This window comes from Teredinibacter sp. KSP-S5-2, assembly GCF_032773895.1.
Lineage (GTDB): Bacteria > Pseudomonadota > Gammaproteobacteria > Pseudomonadales > Cellvibrionaceae.
On sequence record NZ_CP120416.1, the window covers coordinates 885536 to 910594 of the forward strand.

General features: G+C 45.6%; 17 protein-coding genes. 12 read left to right on the top strand and 5 right to left on the bottom strand.

The features are described from left to right. Positions 1 to 6 precede the first annotated feature (6 nt). From P5V12_RS04130 to rpoS, 3 genes are all read left to right on the top strand, one after another. Entirely contained in the window at positions 7 to 966 is a 960-nt protein-coding gene (locus P5V12_RS04130; RefSeq protein WP_316955972.1) for a DUF368 domain-containing protein, read from the top strand. A gap of 192 nt (positions 967 to 1158) precedes the next feature. Continuing rightward, positions 1159 to 1944, top strand: coding sequence for a peptidoglycan DD-metalloendopeptidase family protein (locus P5V12_RS04135; protein ID WP_316957408.1), 786 nt, complete (start codon positions 1159 to 1161; stop codon positions 1942 to 1944). Positions 1945 to 2145: 201 nt separating this feature from the next. Next, the gene (gene rpoS / locus P5V12_RS04140; RefSeq protein WP_316955973.1) at positions 2146 to 3156 is read left to right on the top strand and encodes an RNA polymerase sigma factor RpoS; all 1011 of its coding nucleotides are present in this window, start codon (positions 2146 to 2148) and stop codon (positions 3154 to 3156) included. Positions 3157 to 3403: 247 nt separating this feature from the next. Here rpoS and fdxA read toward each other — a convergent pair whose 3' ends face one another. From fdxA to P5V12_RS04155, 3 genes are all read right to left on the bottom strand, one after another. Beyond that, complete coding sequence (gene fdxA / locus P5V12_RS04145) at positions 3404 to 3727, bottom strand: ferredoxin FdxA (protein ID WP_316955974.1); 324 nt, start codon at positions 3725 to 3727, stop codon at positions 3404 to 3406. A gap of 116 nt (positions 3728 to 3843) precedes the next feature. After that, the gene (mutS, locus tag P5V12_RS04150; protein ID WP_316955975.1) at positions 3844 to 6411 is read right to left on the bottom strand and encodes a DNA mismatch repair protein MutS; all 2568 of its coding nucleotides are present in this window, start codon (positions 6409 to 6411) and stop codon (positions 3844 to 3846) included. 117 nt (positions 6412 to 6528) lie between these two features. Further along, positions 6529 to 6990: a DUF4124 domain-containing protein gene (locus tag P5V12_RS04155; protein WP_316955976.1), complete on the bottom strand. Its 462-nt coding sequence runs from the start codon at positions 6988 to 6990 to the stop codon at positions 6529 to 6531. A gap of 85 nt (positions 6991 to 7075) precedes the next feature. Between P5V12_RS04155 and P5V12_RS04160 the strand changes: the two genes are divergently transcribed. Together P5V12_RS04160 and creD are read left to right on the top strand one after the other, a co-directional pair. Further along, complete coding sequence (locus tag P5V12_RS04160) at positions 7076 to 7564, top strand: CinA family protein (RefSeq protein WP_316955977.1); 489 nt, start codon at positions 7076 to 7078, stop codon at positions 7562 to 7564. Between the two features lie 209 nt (positions 7565 to 7773). Next, entirely contained in the window at positions 7774 to 9132 is a 1359-nt protein-coding gene (gene creD, locus P5V12_RS04165) for a cell envelope integrity protein CreD (RefSeq protein WP_316955978.1), read from the top strand. A gap of 74 nt (positions 9133 to 9206) precedes the next feature. Here the strand turns inward: creD and P5V12_RS04170 are convergent, their stop codons facing one another. Then, entirely contained in the window at positions 9207 to 9758 is a 552-nt protein-coding gene (locus tag P5V12_RS04170) for a hypothetical protein (RefSeq protein ID WP_316955979.1), read from the bottom strand. A gap of 272 nt (positions 9759 to 10030) precedes the next feature. Between P5V12_RS04170 and recA the strand changes: the two genes are divergently transcribed. Further along, positions 10031 to 11077: a recombinase RecA gene (gene recA / locus P5V12_RS04175; protein WP_316955980.1), complete on the top strand. Its 1047-nt coding sequence runs from the start codon at positions 10031 to 10033 to the stop codon at positions 11075 to 11077. A gap of 8 nt (positions 11078 to 11085) precedes the next feature. Next, complete coding sequence (locus P5V12_RS04180) at positions 11086 to 11529, top strand: regulatory protein RecX (RefSeq protein ID WP_316955981.1); 444 nt, start codon at positions 11086 to 11088, stop codon at positions 11527 to 11529. 37 nt (positions 11530 to 11566) lie between these two features. Here the strand turns inward: P5V12_RS04180 and P5V12_RS04185 are convergent, their stop codons facing one another. Then, positions 11567 to 11899 (bottom strand): hypothetical protein, encoded by a 333-nt coding sequence (locus tag P5V12_RS04185; RefSeq protein ID WP_316955982.1) that lies wholly within the window; start codon positions 11897 to 11899, stop codon positions 11567 to 11569. Positions 11900 to 12056: 157 nt separating this feature from the next. Between P5V12_RS04185 and P5V12_RS04190 the strand changes: the two genes are divergently transcribed. From P5V12_RS04190 to P5V12_RS04210, 5 genes are all read left to right on the top strand, one after another. Next, positions 12057 to 14225 carry a type I secretion system permease/ATPase gene (locus P5V12_RS04190; RefSeq protein ID WP_316955983.1) on the top strand — a complete coding sequence of 723 codons (2169 nt, stop codon included), beginning with the start codon at positions 12057 to 12059 and terminating at the stop codon, positions 14223 to 14225. Further along, the gene (locus tag P5V12_RS04195) at positions 14215 to 15615 is read left to right on the top strand and encodes an HlyD family type I secretion periplasmic adaptor subunit (protein WP_316955984.1); all 1401 of its coding nucleotides are present in this window, start codon (positions 14215 to 14217) and stop codon (positions 15613 to 15615) included. The genes P5V12_RS04190 and P5V12_RS04195 overlap by 11 nt, the downstream gene beginning before the upstream one ends. Positions 15616 to 15804: 189 nt before the next feature. Further along, on the top strand, positions 15805 to 17091 hold the full coding sequence (locus P5V12_RS04200) for a TolC family outer membrane protein (protein WP_316955985.1): 1287 nt from the start codon (positions 15805 to 15807) through the stop codon (positions 17089 to 17091). A gap of 88 nt (positions 17092 to 17179) precedes the next feature. Further along, positions 17180 to 24169 (top strand): retention module-containing protein, encoded by a 6990-nt coding sequence (locus P5V12_RS04205; protein ID WP_316955986.1) that lies wholly within the window; start codon positions 17180 to 17182, stop codon positions 24167 to 24169. Then, positions 24144 to 25022: a M23 family metallopeptidase gene (locus P5V12_RS04210; protein ID WP_316955987.1), complete on the top strand. Its 879-nt coding sequence runs from the start codon at positions 24144 to 24146 to the stop codon at positions 25020 to 25022. The genes P5V12_RS04205 and P5V12_RS04210 overlap by 26 nt, the downstream gene beginning before the upstream one ends. Positions 25023 to 25059: the final 37 nt, after the last annotated feature.

The window sequence follows — 25059 nt, forward strand, 5'->3', positions numbered from 1 at the left end:
CGCACAATGACTGCAAGCAATCGAACAATAAAAGACTATTTACTTATCACCCTGAAAGGGATGGCCATGGGGGCAGCTGATGTTGTCCCTGGTGTATCTGGTGGCACCGTTGCTTTTATCACTGGTATTTATAACGAGTTATTGCACTCATTAAAGCAAATCGGCCCCCAGGCGTTGGTCATCTTATATAAAGAAGGCTTGGTTAGTGCCTGGAAGTACATTAACGGAACCTTTCTTGTGGCACTTTTTGCCGGGATTCTGGTTAGCCTGAAAACCCTGGCGACAGCCATTATCTTCGGCATGGAGAATTACCCTTTGTTGATATGGGCGTTTTTCTCGGGGTTAATTGCCGCATCAGTCGTACTATTATTAAAACAACAGGAGCGGTGGCAGTTTTCTCAGTTCCTTTCCTTTGTTATAGGAGTGGCTTTTGTTGTGGGGGTGACGTTTATAAAACCAGCGCAATTACCTGGAGAGCTTTGGATATTGTTCCTCGGGGGCTTCATCGCCATATGCGCCATGATTTTACCTGGTATCTCAGGTAGTTTTATCCTGCTACTCATTGGTTTGTACCCTGTCTTTTTACAGGCAATAGAAACCATAGATGTTGTTGCTCTGACCACCATTGCCGCAGGCTGTGCCAGTGGTTTAATGGTTTTCTCCCGCTTTCTATCCTGGTTACTGGATAACTACGCCAGATCCACCCTTGCACTTCTCACAGGCTTTCTCGTGGGCTCGCTTAAAGTGACATGGCCCTGGAAGGTCACTGTCGAGTCTACAATTGACCGTCATGGAGAGGTTATTCCACTTATTCAGTCAAATGTTATGCCTTGGCAGTTCGAACAAACGCTTGAAATAGAGCCTATGGTTGTATTGACACTGATTTCTGCCTGTATTGGGGTGTTTTTGGTACTTTCAGTTGATTTATTGGCATCTAAAATGTCCAAGGGACTAGATAAAGAGTGAGAGATCGATCTCATAAAAAATGACTAAAAGTCGGATGTTGAGAAAAAAGTACAACTTTTTGCGAAAAACGATTAGATTAATTATTCATAAAAAAAATTTTTTTAATCTTTCAGAGGTTATTAATTTGATCAAAAAGCGATCTGGATGTCGGTTGTGAATTTAGGCGACAAAAGCATCAATGCTCAGAAAAGGATGTTTTTTTTGATCGATATATTGATCGTGAGCTTTTTGTTGTCTAGCTGTGGTCAAACTACACATTACGCCCCCCTCCATGAGTTTGAGCAGCCCCCTTCCAAGAAGCTGAATTATCATGTTGTAACCAAAGGAGAGACCCTTTATTCCATTGCATGGCGGTACAACTTGGACTACCGCGCCTTGGCGAGAATCAATGGTATAGACGCCAACTACACAATCCACCCTGGTTTAAGGATTAAGCTTGCCGGAGTGCCTACCAAACAGCCCTGGTCAGCAGGTCAGGTTACTAAGGTGACACCAGAAGTTACACCCGCCATTAAGGTGGAAAAACCTCCCGCCCAAAAGTTGAGTAATCGTTCAATAAAAGGAACAAAAAAACAAACGCCCACGATTAAAAATCATACAGGGTTCGGTGCAAAAGAATGGGTTTGGCCGGCGCGAGGAAAACTGCTTTCCACATTCAAGCCCAATGACAGCCTGAACAAGGGTATTGATATTAAAACGAATTTGGGAGAGCCTGTACTCGCTGCCGCTGCTGGAGAAATTGTTTACTCAGGTAACGGCTTGCGAGGCTACGGTAAACTTTTGATCATTAAGCACAGTGAGAAATTTTTAAGTGCTTATGCACATAACCGGAAACTCCTGGTGAAAGAAGGGGCGAAAGTTAAAGCGGGACAAAAGATTGCTGAAGCGGGCTCCTCAGGAACCGACTCAGTCAAGTTGCACTTTGAAATACGCTATGACGGAAAACCTGTAGACCCGCTGAAATATCTTCCAAAGTAGGGTGGTAGATATTTCAGAGCTAAAGAATCTAAAGCTTGGCCGACAACTACTAGAACGACGCCGTAATCATCTAGCAAGCTGTCAAAACAAAGACCAGCAGATTCCGTGCTCGAAACGATGTGTCCAGCTGTATCGACCACGTTTAACACTAACAAGTAGCACAACTACGAAACTACAATATCGGTCACAGGGGTAAAGGTCATGGCAGTTCAAGAACTTGATACTCTAGCAGTAAAAGAAAACGACTCTGCAGTTATTTCTCAATTTGATTATGGTCATCATGACTTTGACGATCACGGTTTCGAGCATAAAGGAACTGAAACCAGAAGAACTCGGAGCCGCCGAGTCGATCCAGAAGACGACATTCATCAGAAAAACCTGGACGCAACTCAGCTTTACCTCAACGAAATAGGATTCTCTCCCTTACTGAGCGCAGAAGAAGAAGTTTACTTCGCTCGTAAGGCTCTTAAAGGCTGCGAAGCCTCACGCAAGCGCATGATCGAAAGTAACTTACGCTTGGTTGTGAAAATCTCTCGCCGTTATGTGAATCGTGGTTTGGCTTTGCTAGACCTGATCGAAGAAGGCAACTTAGGTTTAATTCGAGCCGTTGAAAAATTCGACCCAGAACGCGGTTTCCGTTTTTCAACATACGCAACCTGGTGGATTCGCCAAACGATTGAACGCGCGATTATGAACCAGACTCGCACAATACGTTTGCCTATCCACGTAGTGAAAGAACTTAACGTGTACCTAAGAGCATCACGTGAGTTGTCTCAAAAACTGGATCACGAACCTTCCCCTGAAGAAATTGCACATTTACTGGATAAACCTGTAGAAGACGTTGAGCGCATGCTGGCATTAAATGAGCGTGTTACTTCAATGGATGTGCCTGTCGGCCCTTCTTCAGAAAAAGCGATTGTTGACACAGTACCTGATCAACAAGTTTCCGACCCGGTTGAATTGTTGCAAGACAGTGATTTAAGCACCAGCTTAAATGATTGGTTAGACGAGCTAAGTGAAAAACAACGTGAAGTGGTTGCTCGTCGCTTTGGCCTTCGCGGACATGAAACCAGCACCCTCGAAGAAGTGGGTCGTGAAATTGGTTTAACACGCGAGCGAGTACGTCAAATTCAAGTGGAAGCGCTTCGCCGCCTTCGCGACATTTTGGAAAAACAAGGTTTGGATGCAACCGCCTTGTTTGGAGCCATCTAGTTACCTTTTGATCAGAAACTCTCCAGCTTAGATAGCCCGGCTTTGCCGGGCTTTTTTCGTTTTGGGTGACAGTTGAAAGTCAATTAAAACGATCGGCAAACGTTGTAGCAGGATATTGTTGCGGAGCGCACTGGCGTTAGGTGTGTGAATAAAGATGGAGGGGTTAGCTTTTTAGATGGACATATAGGGAAGGATAAACACAAAAAAGGCCGCGATAGCGGCCTTTTTTTCTTCTCGATACAACGGTTTATCGTTCGAGGTATTTGAGTTTGTTTTCAACACCATCCCATTCTTCTGCATCCGGGAGGGCATCTTTTTTCTCGGTGATATTTGGCCATACTTCTGCAAGCTCAGCGTTCAGCTCCAGGAAGGCTTCCTGATCTGGTGGTAGCTCGTCTTCGGAGAAAATGGCGTCAACGGGACATTCTGGTTCACAGAGAGCACAATCAATACACTCATCTGGATGAATTACCAGGAAGTTTGGACCTTCGTAAAAACAATCAACTGGACATACCTCAACACAGTCTGTGTGTTTGCACTTGATGCAGTTGTCACCCACCACAAATGTCATTTTTCCACCCCTTCAATTTTTTGAGCGCGCCATTCTATCAGGAAGCTCCACACTCGGAAACTCTCATATTGTCGAGTATTAATCGCATTTCCGATTTGGTATGGCGGCTATATAGATTAACCTGCTGTTGCTTTCAGTTCGTACAGTAACTCCAATGCCTGCCTGGGCGTGAGCGAGTCTGGGTCGATATCGTCCAGCATCTGCTCAACCTTGCTTGGCTCCGGGCTGGCAAACAGATCCGCCTGCGCCACAGAGCGAGGCGCAGCCTGTGGTTGCGGCGAGCCTGTATCCTGGGATTCCAGCCGTTTTAGTTGTGCCTTGGCTTGACCGAGTACCTTGCTGGGAATACCGGCAAGTTTGGCCACCTGTAAGCCATAGCTTTTACTGGCAGGTCCCGTTTGAATATTGTGCAGGAAGACCACTTCGTCATTGTGCTCTGTTGCGTCCAAATGAATATTTTTTACCGCTTCCAAAGTATCGGGCAGTTCAGTAATTTCGAAGTAGTGGGTCGCAAACAGAGTGAGTGCCTGAATTTCCTTTGCCAAATACTCGACGCAGGCCCAGGCTAGTGACAGACCGTCATATGTACTGGTGCCGCGACCAATTTCATCCATCAATACCAGGCTGTTTTCCGTGGCGTTGTTCAGGATGTTGGCCGTTTCTGTCATCTCCACCATAAAGGTCGAACGCCCGCCGGCCAAGTCATCTGCCGAGCCTATACGGGTGAATATTCTGTCCACCAGCCCTAGCTTACAGCGGGTTGCCGGTACATAGCTGCCAATTTGTGCCAGCAACACGATCAATGCAGTTTGACGCATATAGGTCGATTTACCACCCATATTGGGGCCGGTAATAATCAACATCTTCTGCGTCGAATCGAATAACAAGTCGTTGGGGACGAAAGGTGACTCCAATACTTGCTCGACTACTGGATGACGCCCTTCATCTATCTGAATGATCTGTTCTGATGTCAGTTCTGGTTTGCAGTAATTCAGTGCCTGGGCGCGTTCTGCCAGAGTACTCAACACATCCAGCTCAGATACACCGTTGGCACATTTTTGTAATGCAAACAGATGCTCATTTAGCTGCTCTATCAGCTCGTCATACAACGCTTTTTCTCTGGCCAGCGCACGGCTTTTCGCAGAAAGTGCCTTGTCTTCAAACTCCTTAAGTTCTGGAGTAATAAACCGTTCTGCGTTTTTCAATGTTTGTCGGCGAATGTATTCTGCTGGAGCTTGGTCTGCCTGGCCTTTGCTGATTTCGATAAAATAGCCGTGAACTCGGTTATACCCGACTTTCAGTGTTGCGATACCTGTCCGGGCTTTCTCCTGTTCTTCCAACTTAACCAAAAACTCTCCGGCGTTAGTGCTGATGTTTCGCAGCTCATCAAGCTCGGTATCGTACCCTTCAGCAATGACGCCGCCATCCCGAATTACCACAGGTGGATTTTCCACCACTGCCTTTTCCAGTAATGCCACCAGTTCCGGGAACTCTGAAATGTCGTTGGCTAAATCAACCAGCTTGGCGGAAGTTTGTTGACTGAGCTTTTGCTGAACTTCGGGTAAATAAGCCAGTGAGCTTCCAAGACGGGATAAATCACGCGGGCGAGAAGAACGTAGAGCCAAGCGACCGAGAATACGCTCCAGGTCGCCAATATTTTTTAATGGCTGGCGAATATCTTCGTACAGGTAATTCTCGATTAATGCCGTAATGGCTTCCTGTCGATGAGTGATCTCTTGAAAATTCCGCAGTGGGTAATGCAGCCAGCGACGCAGTAAACGGCCGCCCATGGCGGTGGACGTTGTATTGAGTACACTGAATAGGGTGTTTTCTTCTCCACCGCTAAGGTTTAAATCCAGCTCTAGATTTCTGCGAGTGGAGGAATCCAGCGTGACTTTTTCATCGCTGGATTCAGGAATGATCGACGAAATATGATTGAGTGATGTGCGCTGGGTTTCTTGCGCATAGGCGAATAAGCAGCCTGCTGCGCCTATTGCCGGACTATTGTCATCACAGCCAAACCCGGTTAAGTCTTTGGTGCCGAAATGCTTCGTCAGTGTTTGTAATGCTGTTTCTTGATCAAACTCCCACTCAGGGCGACTGCGAAAACCTCGGCGTTCCCGTAATTCTGGTGGTAGGGCACCCACATCATGGCAGAGCAACTCTGCTGGGTTTAGGCGAGTGATTTCGCTGAGCAACGAGGCCGGATCTTCTGCGGTGAGAATTACAAATCGGCCACTACCCATATCCAAGGCTGCAATGCCAAATTGCTCTTGGTGATAGCACACTGAAACCAGCAGGTTATCGCGGTGCTCATCGAGTAACGCCTCATCACTTACCGTACCAGGGGTAACGATCCGCATTACTTTGCGTTCTACCGGCCCTTTAGTGGTCGCAGGGTCGCCAATTTGCTCACATATAGCAACAGATACACCTAGTTTTACCAGCTTTGCCAGGTAGTTTTCCACTGCATGATATGGAACTCCCGCCATGGGAATCGGGTCGCCACCAGACTTTCCTCTCGCGGTAAGCGTTACATCCAGTAGCTTTGCGGCTTGCTTGGCATCATCATAAAAAAGCTCGTAAAAATCGCCCATTCGATAGAAAACAAGTTCGTTGGGGTGCTGCGATTTGATGCGCAGATATTGCTGCATCATCGGTGTATGTTGCGGTTTCTCCGACATGAATCAGGGCTGCTCAGTTTTTATTCGAGTGGATTTTTGTTGTGAGGGCGCGATTGTAACAGGACTAGCGCACAGCTCTAGCCCTGTTTATGACATGTTGTAACAATGCGGATTGAATCAGAGATTTTCCATTTGTTTGTTGCGTTCGTTCATCATGTTCTGAATTTCTTTGGCGTCGTCTACCAGCTTTTTGATGTTTTCCGGGTTGTATATAGAGCCATCAGGTAGATTTAAGCCTGGGGCTGGCGCGGATTGAGGGCCGGGAACTTCCTCTTCTTCTTTCCGTAAGCCTTGAACCAAGTTCGTGTCCGGGTTGACTTCCATCTTTTCCGCGATTTGTTCGGGAGGGGGTTCGGATGAATAGTGAACCACGCCGTTCTCATCTGTCCACTTATACGCCGTTTCTTTATTGCCCATGGGGTTGGCTTTTTTGATTTCGGAGCTGACAGAGGAAACGTCTGGAACCTTGAAATTGCTGGCGCTAAAGGGAGATTTGCCTGTTATAAGGTAAAGCATGTAGTTTGAGATGCCGACCATTACGGCGACCATGACCACGACTTTGAAAATCAATTTCTTCATACATTCTTCCCGGGAAAGGCAGTAAACTCACATAAATTGTAATCCATTAACGCCCATTCCACGAGCGAGTTTGGTTGGTGCCCACATGCAAAATCTGGAAGTAAACGATTATTTGAAACAGTTGGGAGAGCTTTTGAGGAAAAAGCAAATGACTGTGACGACGGCTGAATCCTGTACCGGTGGTGGCATCGCGTCGGCGATAACGTCGATTTCCGGCAGTTCAGAGTGGTTTCATTCCGGGTATGTTACCTATAGCAATCTTGCTAAACAGAAAATGCTAGGGGTACCTGGCGAGCTGCTTGAGCAATATGGTGCGGTGAGCGAGCCTGTTGTACTTTCAATGCTAGAAGGGGCGATACGGGCGTCGGGGTCTCACATCGGCGTGGCGGTGAGCGGTATTGCTGGTCCTACCGGTGCAGTTCCCGGTAAACCTGTTGGAACAGTTTGTTTTGCCTGGGGGAGTGGAGATGGTAAAAAAGCAACTACAGAGCTTTTTACTGGTGATAGGGAGGCTGTACGGCAACAATCCGTAGAATACGCGATAAAAAGGCTAATTGAGTACGTTGGGTTTTGACCTGGCTTTGACGACACTCTAACTATTATTTGGCTATCTCAATTCTCCGATGGTTTTGAGTTTTATACGTTCGGAAGGGACTTGTTCCCTTCCATTTATTTCCCCTTCATTTTTTGCCACTTTTCGTCCTCTATTGATCTTTTTTGCTCCGTAATTAGGTAATCATTCCATTTTAAAGTCTTGTTTGCATCTGACGTGGGAGCATCACTATGCAAAAAGCACTACTCTGGAAAATCGCTACAATCTTTGGTTTGATTCTTTTGCTTCTTATTCCATTAGCTCTAATTCAAAATAAAATTCATGAACGAGCTTCTTATAAAGCAGAGGTTAAGCAATCAATAGCAGAAAGTTGGACTGGACGACAGTCCTTCTTGGGGCCTGTATTGGTTTTGCCCTATATTGTTCAATGGGAAGATAAAGTGTGGGACCCGCAAGCAGAGCAATATCAGAAGGTTGTAAAAACTGGACGGGAAAACATGTATATTTTCCCGCAATCAATGCAGCTTGAATCTCAACTTGAAACTGAACTCAGGTATAAAGGGATATATAAAGTTCCTGTATACAAAAATACAGTCGTTGCTGAAGGTGGTTTCTCCACGCTCGAAATCAAAAATCGATTACGTGATATCACTCAAATTAACGAATTTATAAAGTGGGAAGAACCCTATATATCTATTGCGTTATCTGATCCTCGCGGTATTGATAAAATCCCTCAATTAAATTGGTTTAACAAGCGGTTGGATATTAAACCCGGTACTAAGATTTCTTTTTGGCAGCATGGTGTTCATGCCCCTTTGTCAATGAACTTATATGACGAGATGAACGCTCATGAGAAAAGTATCCCGTTTGATTTGAACCTAAATTTACGTGGAATGGAAACATTTGGGGTGTTGCCCTTAGCAAAAGAAATGAGTGTATCTATACGTTCCTCTTGGCCGCATCCTTCATTTTATGGGGCTTTTCTGCCCTCCAGCCGTAATGTGACTAGCGATGGTTTTTCTGCCAATTGGAAGATTACCTCCTTTGCTACGGATGTGAATAATAAACTCCTAACGTGCCAAAACGGTAACTGCCTGCCATTCAACGAATTGGAATTTGGGGTGAGTTTATTTGAGCCCGTTGATGTGTATGCTCAGTCAGATCGGGCAACCAAATATGGGGTGTTATTTATTGTTTTCGTTTTTATTGCCTTTTTTGTTTTTGAAATGCTGAATCGATTACCTTTACATCCAGTGCAATACGCTCTAATTGGTTTGGCCGTTGCTATTTTTTACTTGTTGTTGATTTCCCTGTCTGAGCATATCGATTTTTCTCTAGCGTATGGTATTTCGACGGTCTGTTGTGTGAGCTTAATGTTTGGTTATTTTCGAACAATCTTAAAAAGCCTTCGTGTTGCGTCATACTTTTCTTTATCTGTGTTACTTGTCTATGGTTTGTTGTATCTCATTATTCGCAGTGAAGACTATGCATTACTTATGGGCGCGTTGTTATGTTTCTCTTCATTGGGTGTGGTGATGTATTCCACGCGGAATATTAATTGGGATGAGGTAACGGCTTACCGGAAGTGATCAGTTTTATTAGTTGATGTTATGACCAGGGCTTTTCTACTTAGCAAGAGTCAGCCCCGGTAAATGGATTAGTGCTATCGTTGTGTAGAAGTGGCTAACCAATAATATTCATTACTATTAAAATGGAATTCCCTAACGGTATCCAAATTTAATTTTCGTGAGTGAGCGTTGTATGAACGTGGATTTTGTTTATTAATAAAGGTAATCAAGGTCGGGTATCGATTAGCCATGTGTTCAAGCACAAAACCAAATAATGCTTCCAAAACCCCGGTTCCCCTAACGGATTTATCTATGCAAACGGGCCCGTACTGAAACGAATTTTGTTCAGTTATGTTCTTCCCTAAGTACGGGGTGTTTGGCAGCTCAGAAATCATAAACTGAAACATGGGCCAAGCAGACCAGTACTTCCATGACGCCGCCATGGCGTAGCCGACAGTAATACCTTCTCTCTGAGCGAGAATTAAACCTTGTTCGCTATCAATTAACTGAGTTAATTGTGCACGGGTAAATTCGGTGGTGACAAAACCATCTTTTTTGTCTTCTTCTGAAACTGAATTAACGTGGTATTTCCTTTGTAGATCTATAACTTGATCAAGATCTGAATGTTCTGCCAGTTTGAGCTTCAACGCCTTATCTCCATCCTAAATAGGTGTCTTTGGCAGGCTATTATGCCTGTATAGATGTGAGGAAATCATGAAAAATACTCGTACTACGGTGCCTCCTGCAGGGCTCTGATGTAGACTAGGCGACCATTGAATCAGTACTGATTGATATACTGTATATAAAAACATAAATACTGTTTGCGCATACAGTAAAATTGTCGTATGCTTTTTACAACCTGGTGCTACCAGTGACGGTGGTCCAGAGATAGATACCAAATTTGAGGGTTAGGGTAACAATGGATACGAACAAAGAAAAAGCCTTGCAGGCTGCGCTTGCACAGATTGATCGCCAGTTTGGTAAAGGCACAGTCATGCGCCTTGGCGATAAAGAATTAGAGAGAATCCCCAGTATTTCAACCGGTTCCCTTGGCTTAGATGTCGCTCTGGGTATTGGTGGCCTGCCAAAAGGCCGGATTGTCGAAATATACGGCCCGGAATCTTCGGGTAAAACCACATTGACCCTACAGGTTATTGCTGAAGCTCAGAAAGCAGGCGGTACTTGTGCGTTTGTCGACGCTGAACACGCGCTGGATCCTATCTATGCGGAAAAGCTGGGGGTGAATGTAGAAGAGTTGATCGTTTCCCAGCCAGATACCGGTGAGCAGGCGCTCGAAGTGGCTGATATGTTGGTACGTTCAGGCGCGATTGACGTTCTGGTAGTTGACTCGGTTGCGGCTCTGACACCTAAAGCAGAGATCGAAGGTGAAATGGGTGATCACCACGTTGGTCTGCAAGCGCGTTTGATGTCTCAAGCACTAAGAAAGATTACTGGTAATATCAAGAATGCCAATTGTCTGGCTATCTTCATTAACCAGATTCGGATGAAAATCGGTGTTATGTTCGGTAACCCGGAAACAACTACTGGTGGTAACGCGTTGAAATTCTACTCTTCCGTTCGTCTTGATATTCGCCGTATTGGTTCGGTAAAAGATGGTGAAGAAGTAACCGGTTCGGAAACACGTGTGAAAGTGGTTAAGAACAAAGTCGCGCCGCCATTTAAACAAACCGAGTTCCAGATTTTGTACGGTCAGGGCATTAACCGTTTGGGTGAAATTATTGATTACGGTGTTAAGTTAGGTCTTATCGACAAAGCCGGAGCTTGGTATAGCTACAACGGCGATAAGATTGGCCAAGGCAAAAGTAATGCTATGCAGTATTTAAAGGAGCACCCTGAGATCGCTGAGTACTTGGAGAAGAGACTTAAATCTGAGTTGCTTGGTGAAGTTTTCGAGGAAGCTGCTACGTCGACCCCTGCTGCTGAGAAAGAAACCACAGCGGAATAGATAAAACGTTGACCAAAGATCAACAAGCATCCCTATATAACGCCGCGCTGGCCCTGCTTGCGCGGCGCGAGCATTCCTCTTCTGAAATCAAAATAAAACTGAAACGTAAGTTCTCTTCGAGTGACGAACTGATTGATAAAATCATTTATACGCTCATCGACCAGGGATACTTAAGTGACGAGCGTTTTGCTGAGGCCTATATTCGCAGTCGAGCTCGAAAAGGATTTGGGCCCGTTCGCATTACTCAAGAACTAAACGAAAAAGGCGTATCTTCCGAAGTCATTTCCCGTGGGTTTGATGAAACGGATTGGGATTGGAATGCAACCGCTCAGGATGTTCTGCGGAAAAAGTACAAATCCGAACCGCAAGACTTCAAAGAAAAAATGAAACAGCAGAATTTCTTAAGGTACAGAGGTTTCGATTTGGATAGCATTTCAAGCTGTTTTGATTAACTAATGACTTGTTTCAGATACGAGTTTTTCCAGTGAATTAAATAGATTCGTTGTCATCTAAAAAACTGGGTTCCTGATTCAACTCGGTTCGCAATTTCTCCCTCATTAGAATCTTTTTCTGTACTGCGCTTGGTAGTTCAGTAAATATAATGACGTTTTTTTGTATTAGCAGATGGATCAAATCTTCTGCGACCCTGGCGACTTCTCTATCCGATTCGCTAAGTGCCTGTTTGATATTTTTTGGTTCTTCTGTAATAAAAAAGCTTCGTAACGCCTCATCATGTGGTTCTACATATTCGCTAAATTCATCAGTCTGTATTTTGGAAACCGAAATGATTTCCTGATTTTCATCACGTTTTACATAAGGCATGGTATTTACGAGTTAAAAAAGTTGTTGAGTTGTTTTTACACAGTTTAGTCAAAGATTCTTCTGTACAGCTCTCTTTTTTAAGCTACGTCGCCTATAATCGGGAATATCGCGTGGTGTTTCTATACCTACGTAAGTTCTTGATCCTATGGGGGAAATAGTGACAGACGAGACAACTGGTCGAGTTGGGGCAGAGCAAAAAAACAATGTGGCTGCGGACCCTCTACTGCTCGCACTAATTCATATCGCGAACTCTGAACAAATTTTGTTCTGCGAGTCGTCTCTAACGGCGGGCTTACCCCTGGTTAATGGCATGCTGACCCCTGAGCTATCGATCCAGGCTGCAAAACGGGCGGGGTTAAGTGCTCAGGTGGTGAAACGGCAAGTAACGGAAATATCCTCTCTGGTATTGCCTGTAATCTTGCTACTCGAAGGAAACAATGTTGTTGTCTTAAAGTCTTTAGACGTTGAAAACAATAAGGCCACGGCCTACTTCCCATTGCTGGGGAGGGAGGATGATGTTTCTCTCACAGACCTTGATTCCGAATACACTGGCTTCGCCATTTTTACCTGCCCGGATCGTACCTCACCGGAGTCGGTGAAGAAGATTACCGGCATAGACAGTGATCGAAAAGTACATTGGTTTTGGGGAGTGCTGGGGCACTCCTGGCGGATTTATCGCGATGTACTGCTCGCTTCCGTCTTTATTAATCTTTTTGCTCTGGCAAACCCGCTGTTTGTCATGAATGTCTATGACCGTGTTGTTCCAAATGAGGCTGTTGAAACATTGTGGGCACTGGCTCTGGGTGTATTTTTTGTTTATGTCTTCGACTTTTTGTTAAAAACCCTGAGGGTGTATTTTATCGAGGTGGCAGGGAAAAAGTCAGACGTACTTCTTTCTGCTTTTATTTTCGAACGAGTACTTGGTGTCAGGTATGAAAACCATCCTGTATCTGTTGGTGCTTTTGCGAGTAGATTAAGAGAGTTTGAAACTGTGCGACAATTTATTACTTCGTCCACAGTAACCGCGTTAGTTGATTTACCCTTTGTTATCCTGTTTTTGTTAGTGGTGTTTTATATCGGTGGAAGTCTGGTTTGGGTGCCGCTCATTATTATGCCAACGATTGTCCTGATTGCATTTGTTGGTCAGCGTTTTCTACATACCACAGTTTTAAAAATGTTCTCCGCCGCTGCCATGAAAAATGCAACCTTGGTGGAGTCCGTGAGCAGTCTGGATGCAGTGAAAGCGTTATCCGCGGAAAGCAAACTGCAGCGTCGTTGGGAATCGTCTGTCGGACAGTTATCTTTCTGGGGATTGAAATCCCGGATGATCAGCGCCAATGTCACCGGAGCTGCAGGCTTCCTTCAGCAATTGGGTTCAGTTGCCGTAGTGGTCGTCGGGGTGTATTTAATCCGTGACAATCAACTGACAATGGGGGCGTTAATTGCCTGTGTTATTTTGACTGGACGCGTTCTCGCTCCACTTGCCCAGATTGCTGGACTGCTGGTTCAGTATCAGCAATCCAAGCTGGCGTTGTCTTCTTTGGAAGAAATCGTCAATCAGCCACAGGAAAGAGACAGTGACAGGGTTTATACCAAACGCACTCATATTCGGGGTGATATTGAATTTCGTAATGTGTGCTTTAGTTATCCGGGAGAGGCACAAGAAAGCTTAAAAGATATCTCCTTTAAAATTAACGCCGGTGAGAAAGTCGCGCTGATAGGGCGTCTCGGTTCAGGTAAATCCACCATTCAAAAAATAATTGTTGGCTTGTATCAGCCTCAAAAAGGCGAAGTGCATTTAGATGGTATTGATGCAAAGCAGATAGACCCTTCTGATTTAAGAAGTGAAATCTCTTATGTTCAGCAAGATACGGTTTTGTTCAGCGGCAGCGTTAGAGAAAATATTATTTTTGGTAAAAATGGTGTCACCGATCAGGAGATTATTCGTGCGGCAGAAATCAGCGGTGTATCCGATTTTGTTGATCAGCACCCTATGGGGTTTGAACGGGCCGTGGGAGAGCGGGGGGAAATGTTATCCGGTGGTCAGCGGCAGGCAATTTCCATCGCCAGAAGTTTAATTGGTCGAGCATCTGTCTATCTTTTGGATGAGCCCACCTCAGCCATGGATAACACCAGCGAAGCCAAACTCATTGCCAATTTGAAGGAGACACTCAAAGAAAAATCTCTCATTTTGGTCACACATAAAACCTCATTGCTACAGCTTGTAGATAGGGTGATTGTGGTCGATGGTGGGCGAATTGTTGCTGACGGGGACAAGGAAACAGTGCTTGATGCGTTAAAACGGGGGCAGCTACGTGTTTCTTAAAAAAATGACTGAGAAAGTGCGCGCTTTTGTTCTGTTCTTGCGGGAGAGCGAAAACCAAATTCGTTCGGAAATGCCAAACCCTGTTATTGAAAAGGACCTGGACTATGTTTCCTCTGCGAAAGCAGCCATCTTGGTTCAAAGTCCGAGAGGTGGACAGCATCTGCTGTGGGTTATTTCCGTTTTTATCGTCGTTTGCCTATGTTGGGCAGTATGGGCAGAACTGGATGAGTTTACCCGTGGTGATGGTAAAGTTATTCCCTCACAGCATATTCAGGTTATTCAAAACCTGGAGGGCGGTATTTTGGCAGAGCTATATGTCAATGAAGGACAAGCCGTCAAACGCGGACAGCCCTTACTTCGGATAGACGACACCCGATTTTCTTCATCACTACGAGAAGCTGGCGTCACCCTGGATCAGCTGCAAATCAAGTCCGCGCGACTACGGGCAGAGGCCGACGGATCACCTTTTCAGGTCAGCGAAGAGCAACTCTCTGATCCGCTTGTGCAAGAAGAGTTGGCAGTGTACCGGTCTCGTCAAAAGGAATTGGACAGCAATACCTTGGTACTGAAGCAGCAGGAGTCGCAGAAGCAGCAGGAATTATCTGAATTAAAGGCCCGGCGTGACCAGTTGCGCAGGAGCTATCAGCTTTTGGAAAGAGAGCTGGAACTCACCAAACCTTTAGCGGAATCGGGTGCGATTTCTGAAGTGGAATTGCTGCGTTTAGAACGTCAGGTGAACGATTTACATGGGGAACTGGATGCGGCCCAGCTGGCTCTGCCTCGTGCTGAATCGAGTTTGCAGGAAGCAAAAGAAAAACTGGCCAATGCAGAATTGGTTTTCCGCCGAGAAGCGCGGGAAGAACTTAGCGAAATCACCGGAGAGCTGGCCAGACTAACGGAAACCAGTTCGGCGTTGGCCGACCGAGTGCAGAGGACAATGGTGCGCTCACCCGTGGCAGGCACAGTTAAGCAGCTTTTGGTAAAAACCATCGGTGGTGTCATTCAGCCGGGAATGGATATTGTTGAAGTTGTGCCCAGTGAAGAGATACTGTTGGTGGAGGCCCGTGTCAGGCCTGCGGATATTGCCTTTTTACACCCTGGGCAGAAAGCCAAGGTGAAGTTTACCGCCTACGATTTCTCCATTATGGGGGGGCTGGACGGAGAGGTCGTACACATCAGTCCAGACACCATTGTCGATGAAAATGGCGATAGTTATTACCAGGTCAGGGTGGAGACCAGCAGGACGTTTGTCGGGCCAGACGGTTCAGAGCTGCCAATTATTCCCGGCATGACCGTGAGTGTGGACATCCTGACGGGCAAAAAAACCGTTATGAGTTACTTGCTCAAACCTATTCTCAAAACCAAGCAGCTCGCCCTAAGAGAGCGCTAATTGCGCTAATACCGGGCATATACCCCTATATATTGTGCTAATTTGATGTTTTTTTACATGCCATATGGTGGCATATACATCTATTATTAATATAATTTGTGCATATAAAAAAACTGTGTGAAAATCACGCAAGTGTGATCGATTTCACATATAAAGAGGCACTTGTCATAATTTATTAGGGGATCAAGAATGAAGACCTGCCTTGGCAGATGTTTGTTGGTACTGGTAGTAGGTGTTATACCTACCATATGTTGTTCAATGACTTTGGAGCAAGTGATCGCTCACACTTTAGAGACGAACCCAGAGCTTCAAGCTGCTAAAAATGAAAAACTGTCCAGAATCTACGAGGTAAAGCAAGCCCGAGCCGGTTATTTGCCCTCCCTATCCCTCGATGCAGGCGTCGGGCATGAGACCCGAACTGCCCCTGCAACCGATAATCAGGAAAACGATGCGACGCGTACCGAGCTGGGCTTAAGAGCAAGCCAGACCATTTTCGACGGATTTTCAACCCATCAAGAGGTGCAGCGACAGAAGGCTCGGGTTGAGAGTGCAAGCTTTAATGAAATGGCAACGGGTGAGCATTTGGCGTTGAAAACGGCTGAAGCTTACCTAAGTGTGTTGCGTCAGGCCAAGTTACTCGACCTCGCTCGCGAAAGCCTTTGGGAACATCAGAATATCTATGACCAGATGAAACTCCGCAAAGACACTGGAGTTGGAAGTAAGGCGGACCTGGATCAGATAGCCGCCCGTTTAGCGCTGGCAAACTCCAATATGGTGGTTTCACAAAATAACCTGATAGATGCGCAGAGTAATTTTTACCGTTTAGTCGGCTTATACCCTAATTTGGAAAACATGCAAAAACCCGATCTTCTTCCCGTTATCCCCAAAAACAGGGAAGAAGCTTTAGCGTTGGCTGTTGATGGGCACCCAACTTTAAAAGTAGCAGCGGCGGATGTAAAAGCTGCAGTGGCGCAGCATAAAGCATCAAAAAGCGCTTATTGGCCAAGGTTGAACCTCGAGGTGGATAAACGGTGGGATGAAAACATCGGCACTATTGAAGGGGAAGATGAAGATTTTGTTGTGGCTTTGCGTATGAGTTTTGATATATATCAAGGTGGAAAAAACCGGTCCAAAGCCAAACAGACGGCTTATCTATTGGAAGAAGCAAAAGATATTCGTAACCTTTCTCGCCGGCAGGTTGTTGAAAGCATGAGCCTTTCCTGGAACGCCTACGATGCACTAAATACTCAGCTTCAGTATTTACAGCAGCACAAGAATGCAGCTCAGTCGACAAAAGAAGCTTACGCAAAACAATTTAATATCGGCAAAAGAACGCTTTTGGATTTGCTCAACACAGAAACCGAAGTGGTCGAATCCAAAAGAGCTTATACCAATGCAGAGTATGATCTGCTTTTTGCCAGCTATCGAATTCTAAATGCAGCAGGGAAGCTGGTTAACGCGTTACAACCTAAATAGAGCGCGTATAAAAAAATATTAACCATTATGAGAAAAAAACATTAAGACAAAAAAAATCGCTAAGGGGTGTAGGTGTTAGGTTAATTATATGGCAGAAAAAAATATTTCCGCAGCAGACTCCGATCGTGCAGTGATCGGTAAAGTAGGAAAAGTGCAGGGCGATAACTACATCGTTTTGGCTAATGGAGAAAAACAAATAGTCAGGGAAGGTCAGCCTCTTCATCTGGGTGATCAAGTTGTCACACAGGGCAGTAGTGCAATTGTTTTACAGTTGGATGGCGCTGATGCGCTGAGCCTGGGGCATGATCAAACCTTAACTCTGGATCAGCAGCTGTTGGATTTAATTCGTGGCATTACGCTCGACGACGGTTTGGATGAGTCGGTGAATTTCGAGCTGATTGCACAAGCCATTGAGGAAGGGCAAAATCTTGAAGAACTTCTTCCTCCAACAGCCGCCGGTGGTGGACAACCTACTACTGCGAACTCCAGCTCATCCAGTGCCGAAGGTGTTCGCATCGAGCGCACTGCTGCTGAAGTTACACCAGAAAGTGGTTTTGAAACGCAATCAGTACCGCAAATAAACACCGCTGCTACAGAATTTAATGACCCTGATCCGTTTAATCAACGCCCGACTACGACTGGTATTGATAACCTTTCTATTGACCAGGGGCAGACCCTTGAACTCGGACTTACACAGTTTTTTTCTGATCCAGATGAAAATCAAACTCTTACTTATGAGCTAACAGCGGACTCGGTTCTACCTGATGGTGTGGTGTTTGATTCCGCAACGGGTTTGCTATCGGGTGTTCCTACAAATGCGGCTGCGCTGACTGGCGATGGCAGCTATCAAATAACAGTGGTTGCAACGGATAGCTCATCGGCGATCAACAATTCGGTAGAAACCACTTTTACCATTCAAGTCAATAATGTAAATGATCAACCTGTAGTAACGGCTGGAACTGACCTGGGAGAAATACAGGAAGATCATTCGATAATTATTTCGGAACAGCAACTACTTGCGAATGCCAGTGACATCGATGGTGATGTCTTAACCATTAGCGACCTGACCATACTTCAAGGCGATGGGGTCGTTACAGATAATGGTGATGGAACCTTCACTTTTACACCGGCTGCAGATTGGCACGGTGATGTTCAGTTTTCCTATGTAATTAACGACGGTAACGGTGGAACCGTTTCTTCTCAAGCAGATTTAACCGTTGCTGCGGTAAATGATGCCCCGGTTGCCGTGAATGACGGGATTACATCAACGAATGTAAATGCCCCTATTACTCTGAACCTTTTATCCAACGACTACGATGTTGATGGTGACTCTATAAGTTTTTATTCGGTGACAGCAAATCGTGGCACTTTAGTTGTTAATCCGGACAACACCATTACCTATACACCTCCTTCGGATTATGTCGGGCGGGATTTTATTTCCTACACCATAACCGATGGCAATGGAGAAACCGCTACATCCATAGCGTTAGTCAATATCACGGATGGTAACTTGCCGCCAGAGTTGGGTGCAGACACCGTTGTAGATGTCAATGAAAACGCGGTTGATGTAGGCAATTATGCTGCAACGGATCCTAATGGTGACAATCTTACCTATTCGTTGGTTGGTGCTGATGCAGCACTTTTTCAGATTGATGCATCAGGATATTTACAATTTATACAAGCACCCGATTATGAAGCGGGACAGGCCGGCCCCTATAATGTCACGGTTGTCGCCACGGACGATGGCTTTGGGAATTTACAAAGCACGCAAAATGTAACAGTCAATGTAGTTGACCTTATAGATGAAACGCCGGTTCTCGGTGCAAATACTACCGTTGATATCGTTGAAAATGAAACCGCTGTTGGAAATTTTTCTGCAACCGATGCAGATAATAACGATACCCTTACCTACAGCCTAAGTGGTGCCGATGCAGAATTATTTCAAGTTGATTCTGCGGGTAACCTAAGTTTTATTTCCGCACCAGACTACGATGCAGGACAAACTGGTCCATATCAAGTCATTGTGATGGCCACGGATTTAGCCGGTTTGACTGATTCACAAACGGTTACCGTTAATGTGACCAATGTGTTGGAAAACACTGCGCCCGTACTCGGCAGTGATACTTCCATTGTGGTCGCAGAAAATACGACAAGCATTGGTAATTTCTCGGCGACAGATGGCGAAGGCGATACGATTACTTATTCCATCGGTGGTGCAGATGCGTCACTTTTCCAGATAGATGCAAATGGGAATTTAAGTTTTATTTCTGCCCCCAATTTTGAGGCAGGTGAGACTGGTCCATATAATATAACTATTACCGCCACTGATGATGGAGAGGGAAATCTTTCCACTACACAAAATGTCACTGTGAACGTCAGTGACGTAAACGAAGCACCGTCGTTGGGTGCCGATGCTACGGTCAGTGTTGCGGAAGGTGAAACATTGGTTGGCAGTTACGCCGGTACCGATCCTGAAAATGACACGTTGAATTATTCTCTCTCTGGAACAGACGCGGCCTTATTTACGATTGATAATACTGGCCAGTTAAGTTTTATTACTGCGCCAAATTACGAAGCCGGTGAAACTGGGCCGTATCAAGTTATTATTACTGCAACGGACCCAGATGGTTTAACTTCGAATACCCAAACCATTACAGTCAATGTCAGTGATGTCAATGAAGCACCGTCGTTAGGTGCCGATACCACTGTCAGTGTTGTCGAAGGTGAAACATTGGTTGGCAGTTACGCCGGTACCGATCCTGAAAATGATACGTTGACTTATACTCTTTCTGGCACTGATGCAGCGCTATTTAGTATTGATAACACCGGTCAATTAAGTTTTGTTACGGCACCCAATTATGAAGCCGGTGAAACAGGCCCCTATCAAGTAATCATTACGGCAACCGATCCAGACGGTTTAACTTCGAATACACAAACCATTACGGTAAACGTGAGCGATGTAAACGAAGCACCGTCGTTAGGCGCGGATGCCACGGTCAGTGTTAATGAAGGTGAAACACTGGTTGGTAGTTTTGTTGGCTCCGATCCAGAAAACGATACGCTCGCATATTCTCTTTCTGGTACAGACGCCGCACTATTTAGTATTGATAATAACGGCCAGTTAAGTTTTGTTACGGCACCCAATTATGAAGCCGGTGAAACAGGGCCTTATCAAGTTATTATTACTGCAACGGACCCAGATGGTTTAACCTCGAATACCCAAACCATTACGGTCAACGTGAGTGATGTCAATGAAGCACCGTCGTTAGGTGCGGATGCCACGGTCAGTGTTGTTGAAGGTGAAACACTGGTTGGTAATTATGCGGGCACCGATCCTGAAAATGACGCGCTCACATATTCTCTTTCTGGAACTGATGCCCCGTTATTTAGTATTGATAATAATGGTCAATTAAGTTTTGTTACGGCACCCAATTATGAAGCCGGTGAAGCCGGGCCTTATCAAGTTGTTATTACTGCAACGGACCCAGATGGTTTAACCTCGAATACGCAAACCATTACGGTCAATGTGAGTGATGTAAACGAAGCACCGTCGTTAGGTGCGAATGCCACGGTCAGTGTTAATGAAGGTGAAACGCTGGTTGGTCGTTTTGTTGGCACCGATCCTGAAAATGATGCGTTGACTTATACTCTTTCTGGCACTGATGCCGCGTTATTTAGTATTGATAATAACGGCCAATTAAGTTTTGTCACTGCACCGAATTATGAAGCCGGTGAAACTGGGCCGTATCAAGTAATCATTACTGCAACCGATCCAGATGGTTTAACATCGAATACTCAAACGATTACGGTGAATGTCAGTGATGTCAACGAAGCACCGTCGTTAGGTGCGGATGCCACGGTCAGTGTTGCCGAAGGTGAAACACTGGTTGGTAGTTTTGTTGGCTCCGATCCAGAAAACGATACGCTCGCATATTCTCTTTCTGGTACAGACGCCGCGCTATTTAGTATTGATAATAACGGCCAGTTAAGTTTTGTTACGGCACCCAATTATGAAGCCGGTGAAACTGGGCCGTATCAAGTAATCATTACTGCAACGGATCCAGACGGTTTAACCTCGAATACCCAAACCATTACGGTAAACGTGAGCGATGTAAACGAAGCACCGTCGTTAGGTGCGGATGCCACGGTCAGTGTTGCGGAAGGTGAAACATTGGTTGGCAGTTACGCCGGTACCGATCCTGAAAATGACACGTTGAATTATTCTCTCTCTGGAACAGACGCGGCCTTATTTACGATTGATAATACTGGCCAGTTAAGTTTTATTACTGCGCCAAATTACGAAGCCGGTGAAACCGGGCCGTATCAAGTAATCATTACTGCAACGGATCCAGACGGTTTAACTTCGAATACACAAACCATTACGGTCAACGTCAGTGACGTGAATGAAGCGCCGTCGTTAGGCGCGGATGCCACGGTCAGTGTTGCCGAAGGTGAAACGCTGGTTGGAAATTACACTGGCAGCGATCCAGAAAATGACACACTCAGTTACAGTTTAAGTGGAACTGATGCTGGGTTATTTGCCATCGATACTAATGGCCAATTAAGTTTTGTTACGGCACCCAATTATGAAGCCGCTGAAACTGGGCCGTATCAAGTAACAATTACGGCAACCGATCCAGACGGTTTAACATCGAATACACAAACCATTACGGTCAACGTGAGCGATGTCAATGAAGCACCGTCGTTAGGCGCGGATGCCACGGTCAGTGTTAATGAAGGTGAAACTCTGATTGGTAACTACGCAGGTACCGATCCTGAAAACGACACGCTCAGTTACAGTTTAAGTGGAACTGATGCCGGTTTATTTACCATCGACACTAATGGTCAGTTAAGCTTCGTTACGGCACCCAATTATGAAGCAGGTGAAACCGGGCCGTATCAAGTAATCATTACTGCAACCGACCCAGATGGTTTAACGTCCAATACGCAAACCATTACGGTAAACGTGAGCGATGTAAACGAAGCGCCGTCGTTAGGTGCGGATGCCACGGTCAGTGTTGTCGAAGGCGAAACACTGGTTGGTAGTTTTGTTGGCTCCGACCCAGAAAATGACGCACTCACATATTCTCTTTCTGGCACCGATGCTGGGTTATTTGCCATCGATACTAATGGCCAATTAAGTTTTGTTACGGCACCCAATTATGAAGCCGGTGAAACCGGGCCTTATCAAGTAATCATTACAGCAACCGATCCAGACGGTTTAACGTCCAATACGCAAACCATTACGATCAATGTGAGTGATGTAAACGAAGCGCCACAAATGGATACTGCTGTTACAGTTAGCGTGGCTGAAAACACGGTTGCTGTTGGTACATTCACAGGAACCGACCCGGACGGCGATCCGTTAACCTACAGCATAAGCGGTACCGATGTTGCATTGTTTACAATTGATTCCAGCAGCGGTGCGCTGAGTTTTATTACTGCTCCAAATTATGAGGCGGGTGAAACCGGCCCATACGAAGTAGTGATTACAGCTACAGATCCTGGTGGTCTAACATCAAACACTCAAACCGTTACTATCAATGTTACTGATGTGAGTGAAGCGCCAGTTATTACTGCAATCGACAGCAGTGTCGCGCCGAGTAATTTGGTATTTGAAACAACATTTGATGGCAATGCATTCCCAACATCCGGTGGTAATGGTCAATCCAACGCAAATGGTATTTTGCCTGGCAATCTCGTGTTTGAGGTTGAAACCGATGTGCGTATTCAATTTATTTCTGAGTCGGCCGGTTTTGATAATGTTCTCGGATGGTATTCCGTTAATGACAATGGGGAAATTACCGGCGCAGATATTATTTGGCAGAACGCAAATACAGTGGTGGCAAACGGTCAACAAAATATTGTCATCGAAGGTGTTCCCGCAGGGCAAATGGGGTTCTTCCTGATTCAGGATGGTTATGATCCAACGTTAGCTCAGGCGGAACTCAATGCGTTTATGGCTGGTAATGGTGTTTTGCGGTTTGAAGACGCCGAAGGGAATCTGGCAAATGCGTCTGATTCCAATGTTGCTCTGGTTTATTATTCAGAAGGAACGGAACAAAACCCTGCCGGAACGAGAACAGTGTTGCCAAACACCTCTTTGTCATTGGCTGGGGCGTTAAACCCGGATGGTTTCGAACATGTTATGTCCGGTATTGATGGTACGGATAACTCCCAACTCATTGTTGGTTTCGAAGACTTGTATGCCGCTCCGTTAACTAATCCTGGCGGTTACACGGTTGATTGGGATCTACGCGATATCGTATTCAGTGTGTCTGCTGATACTGTGACACATTCTTATAGTGACATTGGTGCAAACTTGTCCATTACGGACGATGGTGCTGAACTGGTTTCTGCCGAAGTAAATATTGCTATCGGGCGAGCAGATGATTATCTGTATACCAGCGATGCAACTGAAACCTTGGCTGCGGGTTACGGTATTACACTGAGCTATGACGCAGAATCTAAAGCCCTAAGTCTTTCTGGTAATGCGACGGTTGCGCAGTACGAAGAAGTGATGTCGGCAATTCAGATTGCTAATTCCGGTCAGATGGGTAGCGACCACAGAGAAATTCAATACATTGCGACGGATACAGATGGGAATACCAGTGATGTTGCTTTGGTGACACTGAACTCAAACCCTTCATACAATTATTCCGCCGACGATTATATTGAAGGTGATGATGGTGCCAATCTACTTATTGGTAGAGAAGGCGAAGATATTATGTTTGGTGGAGCTGGACAGGATACCTTCCAGTGGAACAGTGGTGATGATGGCAGTTTAATTTCCCCAATCACTGATACCATTAGAGACTTTACCCTTGGCTCTTCTGGCGATACCCTGGATTTCGCTGATGTATTGCAGGGCGAGTCTCTGGATGCTTCAGTGTTGGATGCTTATTTTGATATTTCATTTGATGGTGCAGATTCAACGGTTTCGGTTGATGTGGATGGTGATGGTAGCGGCAGTACTTTGGACGTTGTGCTAACTGGTGTAGACTTAACGTTACTCGGTACCAGTGACCAACAAATTATTCAGCAGTTAATCGATGATGGAAACCTTCATACCAACTAAAAAACAACGGACTACGTATTCAATAAAAACGGCTTTAATAACGATTAAAGCCGTTTTTTTGTTGTATATGTGCATTGGAAACCCCGCGTTTGCGGCATCAAATGACATCACATTGCAGTCAGAGTTGGTGCAGGGTGGACTCATCTTCGGTCAGGCGGAGCCTGGCGCGACCATTCGGGTTCTAGGGAAAAGTGTTTACGTTGATGCACAAGGCAACTTTATTTTCGGATTGGGGCGTGATGTTAAATCGACGTTAGATATCGTTGTTAATGGGGAAAGTAAAAGCTATCCGGTTAAACAGCGTCAGTATAAGTTGCAAAAAATTGAAGGGGTTGATCAGAAATACGTAAAACCACCTGCGTCAGTGCAGGAGCGCATCAAAAATGATGCCGCATTAGTTTGGCAAGCCCGCCAGGGGTTGCTGAAAAAAAACTATTTTGCAGAAGGTTTTATCTGGCCGGCTGAAGGCCCAGTAACCGGAGTTTATGGAAGCCAACGAATATTTAACGGCGTGCCCAAGCGCCCCCATTATGGGCTGGATATTGCTGGCCCGATTGGCGCCAAGGTTGTTGCTCCCGTTTCAGGTGTGGTAACCCTTAGTCATAATGATATGTATTACTCTGGCGGCACTCTGGTAATTGATCATGGCTATGGCCTGACATCGACCTTTATCCACCTCAGCCGTATACACGTTACGAAGGGCGAAGAAATAAAACAGGGTCAGCTGATTGCAGAAATCGGCGCAACCGGGCGTGTCACCGGGCCCCACCTGGACTGGCGTATGAACTGGTTTGACCAGCGTCTTGACCCCTATCTTGTGCTTCCTGAGAGAAATGAGGCTAAAGCCGAGTAATCTTGACCCGATATAGAGACACAGAGGCCGTCTGCGG

What these genes read in the sequence shown, in the direction of transcription:
- P5V12_RS04130 (WP_316955972.1), top strand. Translation starts at nt 7, where the DNA reads ATGACTGCAAGCAATCGAACAATAAAAGACTATTTACTTATCACCCTG.
- P5V12_RS04135 (WP_316957408.1), top strand. Translation starts at nt 1,159, where the DNA reads ATGTTTTTTTTGATCGATATATTGATCGTGAGCTTTTTGTTGTCTAGC.
- rpoS (WP_316955973.1), top strand. Translation starts at nt 2,146, where the DNA reads ATGGCAGTTCAAGAACTTGATACTCTAGCAGTAAAAGAAAACGACTCT.
- fdxA (WP_316955974.1), bottom strand. Translation starts at nt 3,727, where the DNA reads ATGACATTTGTGGTGGGTGACAACTGCATCAAGTGCAAACACACAGAC.
- mutS (WP_316955975.1), bottom strand. Translation starts at nt 6,411, where the DNA reads ATGTCGGAGAAACCGCAACATACACCGATGATGCAGCAATATCTGCGC.
- P5V12_RS04155 (WP_316955976.1), bottom strand. Translation starts at nt 6,990, where the DNA reads ATGAAGAAATTGATTTTCAAAGTCGTGGTCATGGTCGCCGTAATGGTC.
- P5V12_RS04160 (WP_316955977.1), top strand. Translation starts at nt 7,076, where the DNA reads ATGCAAAATCTGGAAGTAAACGATTATTTGAAACAGTTGGGAGAGCTT.
- creD (WP_316955978.1), top strand. Translation starts at nt 7,774, where the DNA reads ATGCAAAAAGCACTACTCTGGAAAATCGCTACAATCTTTGGTTTGATT.
- recA (WP_316955980.1), top strand. Translation starts at nt 10,031, where the DNA reads ATGGATACGAACAAAGAAAAAGCCTTGCAGGCTGCGCTTGCACAGATT.
- P5V12_RS04185 (WP_316955982.1), bottom strand. Translation starts at nt 11,899, where the DNA reads ATGCCTTATGTAAAACGTGATGAAAATCAGGAAATCATTTCGGTTTCC.
- P5V12_RS04200 (WP_316955985.1), top strand. Translation starts at nt 15,805, where the DNA reads ATGAAGACCTGCCTTGGCAGATGTTTGTTGGTACTGGTAGTAGGTGTT.
- P5V12_RS04205 (WP_316955986.1), top strand. Translation starts at nt 17,180, where the DNA reads ATGGCAGAAAAAAATATTTCCGCAGCAGACTCCGATCGTGCAGTGATC.
- P5V12_RS04210 (WP_316955987.1), top strand. Translation starts at nt 24,144, where the DNA reads ATGATGGAAACCTTCATACCAACTAAAAAACAACGGACTACGTATTCA.